This window comes from Ihuprevotella massiliensis (genome assembly GCA_900095835.1).
Taxonomy (GTDB): Bacteria; Bacteroidota; Bacteroidia; order Bacteroidales; family Bacteroidaceae; genus Alloprevotella; species Alloprevotella massiliensis.
Window position 1 is genome coordinate 1,734,908 of record LT608321.1, and the last position, 12,324, is coordinate 1,747,231.

Genomic DNA, 12,324 nt, shown 5'->3' on the forward strand with positions numbered 1-12,324 from the left:
TGCCACAGCGCTCTCTCGACTGTTGCTGCATTCCCCATTGGTGTGCAAATTGTTATCCACAAGATAATCATGAAACTCCCCCTTCTCTCCCTTTGTTTTGCGCTCCTCGCTTTCGCCAGTTGCGGACCCGACAAAAAGACGGCGCGTCTGTCGGGTAAGATTCAAGGTCTTGACCAAGCTGCCCTCCTCGTCTATCCTGCCGATGCCGTGGAGGGTGATGGCGGAAGTCTCGACAGCATCAAGGTCAATCGCGGGAGTTTCTCCTACGATCGTCCCACCACCGTTCCGCTCCTGCTCACTTTGGTCTATCCCAACAATTCGTTCACCACACTCATTGCGCAGCCAGGCGAAGAAGTGACGCTATCGGGCGATGCCAATCGTCTGAAAGAGATGGAAGTAGTGGGCACGGAAGACAATAAACTGCTCACCGAATTTCGCCTTTCTGTGCTCAAACTCAGTGAGAAAGATGCACAAATGCGTGCGGCAACCTACATCCGCACCCATCCCCAGTCGTGGACCTCTGTCGCATTGCTCTATCATTATTTTGATCGTGTAGAAAATCGTAGCGAACAACCCACGCTCTCGCTTCTCGATTTGCTCAAGAAGCACCAACCCACCAACCAGCAGTTGGCAGCCATTGATGCTCGTTTGCGCCCACAACTTCGCACGGCGGTCGGAGGAATCCTCCCCAATTTCACGGTCACCACGCTATCCAAGCAGGTGCTCCGTTCGGCAGACTTCAAAGGACAACCCACCCTGCTGATTTTCTCCGCTAGTTGGGACAGTCACAACTACTATCTCCGTCAGCAACTCCGCAAACTCAAGGCGGCTCGCGGCAATCGCCTGCGCATCATCAACTTTGCCCTCGATGAATCGTTGGAAAAAGCCGAAGAGCGCGCCAAAAACGACTCCCTCCAGTCGGTCGTTTATCTCAAAAACATGCTGGCGAATCCCCTCGTCAAAACTTTGGGCATGCGCTATCCTTCGGGCAATATCCTGACGAATGCACAAGGACGCATCATCGGACGTGATTTCGCCACCGAAGAACTCGCAGACAAAGTCAACGAACTACTACACTAAAATGTAGACTTCTCTTCATCCTCCACAGCGTTAGCGCGCTCTGTTCCGCACAGTGTCGAGCCATATCTACCTAGACTCTCGCACGGCTGCGAAGCCTTCTAACGTGAAACGTCTATTTTCAAAAGACAAGCATACAACGTCAAACAACTAAAATGTCACAGCATCAACCTCTCACAGGACTTTCTCCGCAAGATGTAGAGGAAAGTCGCATCAAACATGGTGCCAATGTCTTAACACCCCCAAAGCGAACGCCACTTTGGAAACTCTTTCTCGAAAAATTTGGTGACCCCATCATCATCATTCTCCTCCTTGCTGGGTTCTGCTCACTAGGCATCGCTGCCTATGAATACTTTGGGCTGCACCACGAAGCTACGGTATTCTTTGAACCTGTCGGTATCTTCGTAGCTATCTTCCTCGCCACTGGACTCTCATTCTACTTTGAACAACAAGCGGACAAGGAATTTAAGATTCTCAATCAGGTCAATGACGAAGAGCCTGTGCGTGTCATCCGCGAAGGCAACACCACCGAAGTGCCTAAATGTGACATCGTGGTGGGGGACATCGTGATGCTCGGCACCGGTGAAGACATTCCTGCCGATGCCGAACTCCTCGAATCCACCCATCTCAGCGTGGATGAAAGCACCCTCACGGGCGAACCACTGTGTCGCAAAACGACTGTGCCCGAAGAGTTTGACGAAGAAGCCACCTTCCCCTCTAACCACGTGTTGCGCGGTACGAAGGTGATGGAAGGTCACGCCATCTGCCGTGTCACTGCCGTGGGCGATGCCACGGAGAATGGTAAAGTGCTCGAAGCAGCACAGATTGACGACAGCGTGAAGACTCCTCTCAATGAGCAGTTGGACCGTCTGGGCAAGCTCATTACCAAAATCAGTTACGCCATTGCTCTCTTAATTCTCGTAGGACGCACCGCTCTTTATTTTGCGAATCACACCGGCAGCATCGATTGGCTCGATTTCACAGCTAGTTTCCTCAGCACCTTCATGGTAGCTGTCACCGTGATTGTCGTAGCAGTGCCTGAAGGTTTACCCATGGCGGTAACACTCAGTTTGGCTTATTCTATGCGTCGCATGCTTAAGAGCAACAATCTGGTGCGTAAGATGCACGCCTGCGAAACCATGGGTGCTACCACCGTCATCTGCACCGACAAGACGGGTACGTTGACGCAGAATCAAATGAGTGTCAGCGAAACACAATTCTATGGTCTTGCTACACAAACGCTGGACAACTCAGACGAATGTGGCTTCATCACCGAAGGAATGGCGGTGAACAGCACAGCCACGCTCGACCTCTCTGGCGAAAAGCCCAGTGTCTTGGGCAACCCCACTGAAGGGGCTATCCTCCTCTGGTTGCACAGTCAAGGCAAAGACTACCGCACTCTGCGTGGCAACACCACCACCCTCGAAGAACTGCCTTTCGCCACTGAGCGCAAATACATGGCGACCATTGTGGAGTCTGGAGTTTTCCCTGGTAAGAAAGTGCTCTATGTGAAAGGGGCTCCCGAAATCGTGCATGGACTTTGCGCCACCACCTCGGGCAATGTAGACAAAGCCACCCTCGATGCACAACTCCTTGGCTATCAACGCAAGGCCATGCGTACCCTCGGTTTCGCTTATCAAGTGCTCAATGAGGGCGATACCACCATTGTGGATCAGAAAGTTGTAGCCGAACGCTTGAACTTCCTCGGCATGGTGGCGATTTCTGACCCTGTGCGTGCCGATGTTCCACAAGCTGTTCAAGAATGTCTGTCAGCGGGTATTGATGTGAAAATCGTCACTGGCGATACCGCTGCTACCGCAGGCGAAATTGGTCGTCAAATCGGACTTTGGGGCGAGCACCACTCCGACCGCGCCATTATCACAGGCCCTGAGTTTGAAGCCCTCACCGATGAAGAAGTGTACAATCGTGTTGATGAACTGAAAATCATAGCTCGTGCACGTCCTCTCGATAAGAAACGCTTGGTCGAAACCCTCCAAAAGCGTGGCCACGTCGTGGCGGTAACGGGCGACGGCACCAACGATGCTCCTGCGCTCAAAACCGCTCACGTGGGACTCTCCATGGGTGATGGAACCTCTGTGGCGAAGGAAGCCAGTGACATCACCATCGTAGACAACTCGTTCTCTTCTATCGGTCGAGCCGTGATGTGGGGACGTTCGCTCTATCAAAACATCCAGCGTTTCATCCTCTTCCAAATGACGGTCAATGTGGCTGCTTGCTGCGTGGTGCTTGCTGGTGCTTTCATGGGCACAGATTCGCCACTCACTGTGACGCAGATGTTGTGGGTGAATCTCATCATGGACACCTTTGCCGCTATGGCTTTGGCTTCTCTTCCTCCTTCTGAAGGAGTGATGAAAGATAGTCCACGCCATCGCGAAGCCTTCATCATAGATCGCGCTATGAAGCGTAACATCATTGGCACAGGTGCTTTGTTCTTCCTCATCCTCATTGGCCTGGTCTATGTGTTTGAACATGCCGATGTCACTTCTCTTTCCGACCTTTGCACCCTCACCCTTGGCAGTGCTGAAGGACTTTCTCGCACAGAGAAGAGCTACATTTTCACGATTTTCGTGATGCTCCAGTTCTGGAATCTCTTCAATGCTCGTGCGCATCTCACTGGACGTTCCGCCTTCCATCTAAAGGGGTGCCAAGGTTTCCTCCTCATCTTGTTGGTCATCCTCATCGGTCAATTCTTCATTGTGAGCTTTGGCGGTCAAATGTTCAGCGTTACTCCTATTTCTGTGATGGACTGGTTGCTGATCATCAGTACCACTTCCCTCGTGGTTTGGGTGGGCGAACTCAATCGCTTCTTCCGTGGCTAAACTGACATCTCATAGTCAAAGCCCCACTGCATCGTTCAGATGTGGTGGGGCTTTTGTTTGGAACAGTTTTTCAGCGAGTTTGTCCTTTGCTAACTTCTTGATGTGGTACAAAAAAGCAGGTATTCATAGATCGTGATTTTCGATGAATGAATACCTGCGATAGGAGGTCGCTTCTTATGTTTTGCGATAGGCGACACATGAAGTGGAAACAATGGCACCTTTCAAGATAGACAGCCTCGTGTGCGTGTGGCTGAGTAAAACTAGAGAAGCTGGAGGAGCACTCCAGAGCTTTCGTAAGGGATTATTGCGCTTCTACGATGGGATTGCAACGATTCCAACCTGTGGTAGCGGCATAGCGTGCTTTACTGCCAGCTGGCACAGTGAGCTGACGATAATATTTGAGTGGGTCTGTCGTGTCTTCAGAGAATGAAGGAGGATTGGGCGACAGACAAGTGACACTCTCTAAGTGGTCACAGCCATTAAAGAGGCTTTCTCCTATTTGGCGGACGCTAGCAGGGAAAGTGAGGGAAGTAAGCGAACTACAACCCGCAAAAACACCCGATCCGATACTCTGCAGTTGGGAAGGAAGCGTGATTTGCTTCAGACCGCGACATTGCCAGAAGACTGCACCCTCGATGTGCTGGAGTAGGGAGGGCAATGTCACTTCTGTCAATTCATAGCAATTGAAGAAAGTACTTTTGGGGAGAGTGGTGAGATGGTCAGGGAGTACAACTTTCTTGAGCGATTTGCATCCAGCAAACATGCGCTTGCCGAAGGTGGTGGTTCCAGCAGGGAATTCAACTTGCTGCAAGGTAGAGCAATTTTCAAAAGTACTATTGCCCACCGCGGTGAGTTGTGTGCCCACTGTCAGGGTCTTGAGTTTAGTGCAATCGTAGAAGGCCTGTTCTCCGATGCTTTGCAAGGTCTCCGGCAGTGCAGCTGAGGCAAGGGCTGTGCAACCTTTGAAGGCATTGGCACCGATAGTTTTCAGGCCCGATGGGAAATTCACCTTTTTCAAATCCTTGTAGTTGGCAAAAACCCCATTGTCGATGGCGACCACACTCTCAGGAATCGTGATGATTCCTGAAACAGGTACATCATAGTTGGGCCATTTTTTGAGCACACCATTTTCGATGATGATGTCTGGCGATATGATACTACCTGGAACTGGAATATCTGGTTCCTTTTCGCGACAAGCACCAAGAGTGAGGAGCGATAAGCCCATCAACACGATAAGAAGGCGAGAAAGAGTTGATTTGCGCATAATTTAGTCTTGTGTTTAGGAAGCCTCGTTACTATTGTGCACTGCCTCTCAATGAGTGTGGGCGGCAGCGGCAGGAGCATGGCTTCGGGATGAAGGAGGAAAGTTGGGCTTACGCTGTTTCTTCAGCTTTGCCCTTTTGTGAACGGAAGCTCTGCCATAGTGCAAAAGCAAATCCGAGAGCCAAGAGAGCAAGGGTGAGATAAGCGATGATTTCTGTGGTACTCACAGAGGAAGGACGGAAAGTCAGCACGAGTGTGTGTTGACCTGCAGGCACTTTCACCGCACGCAGCACGTAGTTCACGCGAGCCACGGGGATTTCCTGACCATCGAGTGTAGCAGTCCAACCAGGATAATAAATTTCGGAGAGAGCAACTATACCTCCCTTTTCACTCTGCACAGCATAGCGGAGTTCGTTGGGTTGATAGTGCGTGAGCTTCACTGCTCCGTTGCCCAACGTAGAAGTAGCGAGATCTGTTTTGAAGCGTTCGTCCGCCACTGCAGCGTGTTTCAAATCGGTCTTAGCAAGTGCTTTGAGTTCTGCATCGGCATTAGGCACGAAGTCTAGGCGGTCTACAAACCAGGCGTTACCATTAGTGCCCGGATTTTCCACGGCAAACTGTCCACCAGCCAGAATCACCCACTTCGTGTTGAGCATATTGAGCACGGGCGACACAGAGTCGGTGCGCAGTTCTTGACTCACAGCTTTTACGAGATCAGCCTGCGAGGTGATGCCGCGTGCCGCCAAATGATTGCTATCGGCTAGGAGGGCGTTGTAATGCTGTTGAATGGCTTTGTTGAGTGCCACGCATTCAGCATTGAGATAGGCATCAATGAGATCTTGGTAACGATGGAGCTTAGCAGCGTGGTAGCCTCCGACAGATTTGTGCCAATATGCTGTTTGGTTGCTGGTTTCGTTGAAGGGACTTCCGCCATTGCCAAGATTGAGCACGCGATAATCCAAAGATTTGTCTTGGAGTATCGTTTCGTCGGCAGGCGTCTTTTTCAGTCCTTCCTCCATGACTTGAGGTTCGGAGAAGCTGTCGGTGTTGAGATAACGCTTATTGACCGTCCACATATCACCAAGTGTGAGCACGAGGAGTGCACCCACCATGAGAGGCGCAGGGAGCTTCTTGGGGTAACGTGCATAGATGGCGATGAGCGTCATGGCGATGGCGATGAGGAAGAACGAACGCCACGCATCGGCAGAAAGGATGGAGCCGTGGAGGGTGGTGACTGCTGCGCGGTAGCTAGAGACAAAGTCGGCAGGCACGCCCACAGATTGCAGTTGGGTGAAGATTTCTTTGTCACTGTCTGCCAATAGATTGCTCAGACTAGGAGCCACGGCAAAGAGCAAACACAGTCCTGCAGAGAACACACCAGCGAAGAGGAGGGAGTATTGACCGCGTCGCGTTTTCAATAAATCTTCAGGACGGCGAATCACCTCAGACAACGCCAAGATAGCAAGCAGAGGGATGGTGAACTCCGCTACAACGAGAGCGGAAGAAACGGTGCGGAATTTTGCATACATCGGCAAGTGGTCGATGAAGAAATCCGTCACTGGCATCAAGTTTTTACCCCAAGCGAAGAGGAGTGAAAGGAAGGTGGCAGCGAGGAGTCCCCATTTCATTGGACCACGCACAAAACCAAGGCTGAGGAGGAACAAGAAGCAGATGATGGCACCGACATACACGGGACCTACGGTGAAGGGCTGGTTGCCCCAATACTGATTGATGCCAGGCAACGAACCTGCATTTTCTCCCATCGCTTGTTGCAATTGTCCGGCGTGTTGGAGCGTTTCTTCGTAGCCATTGAGCTGATCGGCATTGTCGAGTTGTTGGATACTTGCCGAACCACCGCCTTTGAAGTTGGCAATCATGAGGGTGAGGGTTTCATCGATGCCATAGCTCCACTGGGTGATGTAGTCGCGGTCGAGACCGTTTGTCGCACGCTCGGTGCCTTCGGCATTGTCAGCTCCGCTTGCACCAGTTTGTGCCGCAGCGGCGGCAGATTGCTTCGACATCTTGGCAGGATTGAAGGTGAGCTCGCTCTTGCCGCGCATTGACTCCTTAGCATATTGCCAAGTGTGGTACATATTGGGCAGATTCATCATCAAGCCCATGAGTCCCCCCACAATGACTGCTCCTGAAGCTTTGAGCCATTGCGCCCAAGTGTGTTTGCGCGCAGCTTCCACACCATAAGCGATGACCAAGAAGAGCATCACAAAGAGGAAATAGTAGGTCATCTGTGGGTGGTTGCTATAAAGCTGCAAACCAGTGAACAGAGCTGTAACCAAAGCTCCCCACAAGTATTTGCCGCGATAGGCGAGCACCAAACCAGCGATGGTGGGGGGAATGAAGCCGAGTGTGGCAACTTTCCACAAGTGACCAGCGGCAATGATGATGAAGAAATAGCTAGAGAACGCCCAAGCCACGGCACCGAAGGCGGAAACCAACGGACGTTGTTTCAACGAGCGCATCAAGATGTAGAATCCAAAGAGATAGAGAAACACAAAGCTCAGAGGACCTGTGGAGAGGAGCGTGATGAGACGTCCCACCCAGCCCAACAGAGCCGAAGAACCATAGGTGGGCGAAATCTGGTAGTTGGGCATTCCTGAGAAGATGCCATTGCTCCACCAGCTTTTTTCGCCTGTGGCATCCAAAAGTGGGGCTTGTTCGCGGCTTTGCCACATACCAGCCACAGTGTCATGTCCACCCAACACGAGGTGTTCTTTGAGCGGGGTGAAGAAATATGCCCAACTCAAGAGCATGAAGCTCAAGACGAAGAGCAAATCTAAACGATAACGCAGGAAGAATTGTTTCATATAGTCTTTGAAAATGGGTATTATCAGTGTGAGGATGGGGACTGCTTCCTCCCAAATGTCGGGTGTTGTGCTGACGATGAGGGGAGAAAAGAGGAACCTATCTATACTTATACGCGCAAAGTTACGGAAAAGTGGACAAAACACACTATCTTTGCAAGAGAAATCAACGACAAGAACTTCATGAAACTAGGAATTATCACGGCGATGTCCGAAGAACACGCGCAAATAGCGGCTTTGCTAGAGCAGCGCGAAGATATTTTGGTGGATGGTCGCACTTATACTACTGGTAAATTAGCACATCACGAGATTGTGCTCATGCAGTGTGGCATTGGCAAGGTCAATGCTGCCGTAGGCGCTACGCAACTCATCGCACGTTTTGCCCCTGAAGCCATCATCAATTCGGGATGTGCTGGCGGCATCGATGCAAAATTGGGGGTGATGGATGTCGTGGTGGGTGCTGAAACCACCTATCACGATGTGTGGTGCGGTGAAGGCAACCTCTATGGTCAGGTGCAAGGGCTACCTGCGCGCTTTGCCGGCGCTGAACCTCTCTTGGCGGTGGCGCGAGAGATGGTGGAAGATGCTTCGATTCAGACGAAAATCCACACAGGATTGATTTGCACAGGCGATAAGTTTATCACCGATCACGCGATTTTGGCAGACATCAAAGCGCAATTCCCCGATGGTCTGGCAGTGGACATGGAGAGTGCCGCCATCGCTCAAGTGTGCCACCTCGAGAAGGTGCCGTTTGTGAGCTTCCGCATCATCAGCGACACGCCAGGTGTCGACGAGCATTGGGCACAATATGAGAACTTCTGGTCGGAAATGGCGCATCGCTCTTTCGACATCACCAAACATTTTATTTTAGGAATTAGAGGTTAGAGATTAGAAGTAAGACGTTAGAGATTAGACGTTAGACGTTAGAGGGCTAACGCTATTGGACTAGATATTCTAGCAAACGAGAAGAACTAGATACCCTAGAAGAACTAGAAAATCTCAAGGACTTCTAATTTCTAACGTCTAACGTCTAATTTCTAACCTCTATTCTTCAACTATTTTGAAAATGAAAAAGATACCTTCCTTTACTGTAAACCATCTCACCTTGCATCGTGGAGTGTATGTGAGTCGCCAAGATGCTGTGGGCGGAGAAATTGTGACCACCTTCGATGTACGCATGAAAGCTCCCAACCGCGAACCAGCACTGCACGTCAATGCCATCCACACGATGGAGCATTTGGCAGCCACTTTCTTGCGTAACCACCCCACGTGGGCAGAGCGTGTGATTTATTGGGGACCCATGGGCTGCATGACGGGTAATTATCTCATCCTTCGTGGTGACCTTACCTCTGAAGAGGTGTTGCCGCTATTGGTGGAAACCTACGAATTTATTGCCAACTTTGAGGGTGAAGTGCCAGGAGCTACGCCTCGCGACTGTGGCAACTATCAGCTCATGGACCTCAACATGGCGCGTTGGGAAGCTCGCAAATACCTCGATGAGGTGCTCACGAAAATCACTCCCGACCGTTTGGTGTATCCTGACTAAACTCTAGAGATTATGCAAATTCTCCTTTCGCCTGCGAAGGATATGACGGATAGTCCTTCTGTGTCTTTGCCATCGCTCACGACGCCTCTGTTTTTGGCGGAAGCCGAACACAATGCAGCGCAGATGAGCGAACTGACGACGGAAGAATTGTCGCAGTTGCTCAAAATCAATCCGCAGCTTGCTGCCCTCAATAAGCAGCGATACACCGATTTTCCTGCACTCACTCCACAAGCTGCGGTGCTTTCCTACACGGGAATGGCGTATCGTCATCTGCGTGCTGCAGAGTTTTCGTCCGAAGACCTAGCTTATGCCCAGCAACACCTTTGGATGACGTCTTTTCTATATGGTTTGACCCGTCCACTCGATGGTATCAAAAACTATCGTTTAGAAGGAAACGTGGTTTTGCCCGAGCATGACGGACAGACCATGTTTCAGTTTTGGCGCACACGCCTCACCGATGTGCTCATCGATGCGGTGAAAGCCGATGATGGTGTGCTCTTCTTCTTGGCGAGTGGCGAGATGAAACAACTTTTTGACTGGAAACGTGTGACGAAGGAAGTGAAGGTGATTATGCCTACTTTCCAAGTGATGACGAATGGCAAGTTGAAGACAATCGTGGTGTACACCAAAATGATGCGCGGTGCTTTGGCTCGACACCTCATCACGAACCGAGTCACTGCTACAGAAGACTGGCTATCCTTTGAATATGAAGGATTCGCCCTACTTCCTGATTCCACTGAACTACGACCTGCTTGGGCGATTCTTTAATGCTTTCTCCTTAAATATTTTACCTTTATGTATAGTGCACTTCAGCAAATCCCCCTCTTTTCTGATTGCACGCCCGAGTTGCTCGAAGCGTGGCTCTCACAAGTGCCCCATCGCTTTGACACTTTCGCTCCTGGCGACCGCATTGTGGCGCAGGGCATGGCGGTGCGTTCCATTTTCCTCTTGACCCACGGAACGGTGCGCACGCAGATGGCGCAAGAGGGACGCGACTTTACGCTCGACCATTTGGAAGCACCAATGCTTTTAGCGTCTGCCTTCGTCTTTGGCACCGAAAACACCTTCCCTGTTTCCGTGGAAGCTGTCACAGAATGTCAAATGTGCATTGTGAACAAAGAGGCTTTTTTTGATTTTATGATGAAGCAGCCTAAGGTGATGCGTCGATTCATCAGCGATATCTCCGACCGCACGCAGTTTTTGAGCAAGAAGCTCCGCGCTTTTGCTTTGCAAAATCTGCGCTCTCGCGTGCTAGACTATTTGCGGGAGCATCAACCTCTGGAGAGTGTGCAAGCGGCTGCCCAAGCCTTGGGAGTGCTGCGCCCTTCGCTTTCGCGCGTTTTGGGAGATCTGCAAACAGAAGGGCTCGTGGTGAAGACCGGAAAAGGCTGGAGCCTGACCTAAAGGCACAGATTATTTCTTTTTCCAGTTTGTTTCTTCCTGCCTGCCCGTTTTGATTTTCCTGTCTTAACGATCATATCCTTAATATGAAAAGTTGTTTGTCCTTTCGTTCTAACGGCTTGTTCCAGAGTTATGTGTCCCTTCGTTTCCGTTGGGTACTTCTACTTTTTACCTTTGTCACGAGTTTTTTCTTCCTATCCTCCACGAAGGCGCATCCCTTTGTTGGTTACTCTCTGCCTGTGAATGCGACCTTCACCCGTGCACCACAAGACAAAGCAGCCGCGCCCATCATTGACTATTTCGTGGTCTACGATCCTTCGGGCAAGGCTGTAGCAGCCCATCGAGGAGGTATGGCGAAATATGCGCAAGAGGTGGTGGATTCCATCAATGCTGTGTTGCGCAATTCTCATGTAGAAGGGCGTTTTCGTTTGGCAGGTCACATGGAGATTGCCGAAAAAGCGCAGAGCATCAACCAAGGTTTGGGACTTGTTTCTGCCCATGCCGAAGTGCGTCGTCAGCGCGATGCGGCAAAAGCCGACCTTGTGGTTTTGCTTTCTGAGCCCGTCAACGATGGAGCTTCGGGATTGGCAACGCAGGAGGCAAAGAGTATAGATGCTGGTTTCTCCTCCGTCCGTGCTTCTATGGCAGCCACGAGTTACACAGCAGCTCACGAAGCAGGACACAACATTGGTTGTCAGCACTCTCGGCAACAGGTGGATGCTGGCAAACACGAATACGCCGTTGGTGCAAGCCGTCCGCAATATCGCACGGTGATGTCGGGACCAGCCGACAACGTGGGAGGACAAGTGCCAATATTCTCAGGTCCTCAAAGTGTGTGGAATGGAGTAGTTTTGGGTTCTGCCACGGAAGATAATGTGCGCATGCTGCGTGAGCGTATGCCCATTGTGGCGCAATTCAGCGAAGGTAACACCCAAATCAGTTTTGCTCCTACAGAGTGGCGTCCCGATTATCATGCACAAACCATAGAAGTGAAGATGACCACCACGGCTGCTTATTTGGTGAGCAGTGACGCTGCGTGGCTCACCACTGATTTGAAGTCGGGATACAACAGCAAAACCTTCAGACTCTCGGTGGCAGACAATCCGCAGAAGGAATCGCGAGTGGGACATCTTCGTTTTGAGCTCATTGGCGACGATGAATCTACCTTTGTCAACTACACCGTGGTTCAACAAGGCACAGACCCTTCCTCTGATCAACCCGAGCCCAAACCCGTTGAGCCTGTCAAGCCCGATCCCAAACCCGTTGAGCCCGTCAAGCCTGATCCCAAACCCGTTGAGCCTGTCAAGCCCGACCCCAAACCCGTTGAGCCCGTCAAGCCTGATCCCAAACCCGTTGAGCCTGTCAAGCCCGACCCCAA

Annotated in this window: 9 protein-coding genes; 7 read left to right on the forward strand and 2 right to left on the reverse strand. The window is 51.1% G+C overall.

Going from position 1 to position 12,324, the window contains the following annotated elements:
- Positions 1 to 69: 69 nt before the first annotated feature.
- Both BQ2633_RS07135 and BQ2633_RS07140 read left to right on the forward strand, forming a co-directional pair.
- Entirely contained in the window at positions 70 to 1,080 is a 1,011-nt protein-coding gene (locus BQ2633_RS07135; RefSeq protein WP_075566081.1) for a DUF4369 domain-containing protein, read from the forward strand.
- Positions 1,081 to 1,232: 152 nt separating this feature from the next.
- Complete coding sequence (locus tag BQ2633_RS07140; protein WP_075566083.1) at positions 1,233 to 3,917, forward strand: calcium-translocating P-type ATPase, PMCA-type; 2,685 nt, start codon at positions 1,233 to 1,235, stop codon at positions 3,915 to 3,917.
- A gap of 301 nt (positions 3,918 to 4,218) precedes the next feature.
- Here BQ2633_RS07140 and BQ2633_RS07145 read toward each other — a convergent pair whose 3' ends face one another.
- Both BQ2633_RS07145 and BQ2633_RS07150 read right to left on the reverse strand, forming a co-directional pair.
- Entirely contained in the window at positions 4,219 to 5,181 is a 963-nt protein-coding gene (locus tag BQ2633_RS07145; RefSeq protein WP_075566085.1) for a leucine-rich repeat domain-containing protein, read from the reverse strand.
- Positions 5,182 to 5,290: 109 nt separating this feature from the next.
- Positions 5,291 to 8,002, reverse strand: a complete 2,712-nt coding sequence (locus tag BQ2633_RS07150) for a YfhO family protein (RefSeq protein WP_075566087.1) — start codon at positions 8,000 to 8,002, stop codon at positions 5,291 to 5,293.
- A gap of 180 nt (positions 8,003 to 8,182) precedes the next feature.
- Between BQ2633_RS07150 and BQ2633_RS07155 the strand changes: the two genes are divergently transcribed.
- From BQ2633_RS07155 to BQ2633_RS11465, 5 genes are all read left to right on the forward strand, one after another.
- Positions 8,183 to 8,884, forward strand: a complete 702-nt coding sequence (locus tag BQ2633_RS07155; protein ID WP_075567278.1) for a 5'-methylthioadenosine/adenosylhomocysteine nucleosidase — start codon at positions 8,183 to 8,185, stop codon at positions 8,882 to 8,884.
- A 181-nt stretch (positions 8,885 to 9,065) separates the two neighbouring features.
- Positions 9,066 to 9,545 carry an S-ribosylhomocysteine lyase gene (locus BQ2633_RS07160; protein ID WP_075566089.1) on the forward strand — a complete coding sequence of 160 codons (480 nt, stop codon included), beginning with the start codon at positions 9,066 to 9,068 and terminating at the stop codon, positions 9,543 to 9,545.
- Positions 9,546 to 9,557: 12 nt separating this feature from the next.
- Entirely contained in the window at positions 9,558 to 10,313 is a 756-nt protein-coding gene (locus BQ2633_RS07165) for a YaaA family protein (protein ID WP_075566091.1), read from the forward strand.
- A gap of 27 nt (positions 10,314 to 10,340) precedes the next feature.
- Positions 10,341 to 10,949 carry a Crp/Fnr family transcriptional regulator gene (locus tag BQ2633_RS07170; RefSeq protein ID WP_075566092.1) on the forward strand — a complete coding sequence of 203 codons (609 nt, stop codon included), beginning with the start codon at positions 10,341 to 10,343 and terminating at the stop codon, positions 10,947 to 10,949.
- An 83-nt stretch (positions 10,950 to 11,032) separates the two neighbouring features.
- A partial coding sequence (locus BQ2633_RS11465) for a zinc-dependent metalloprotease family protein (RefSeq protein ID WP_083233986.1) occupies positions 11,033 to 12,324 on the forward strand: 1,292 nt, incomplete at its 3' end.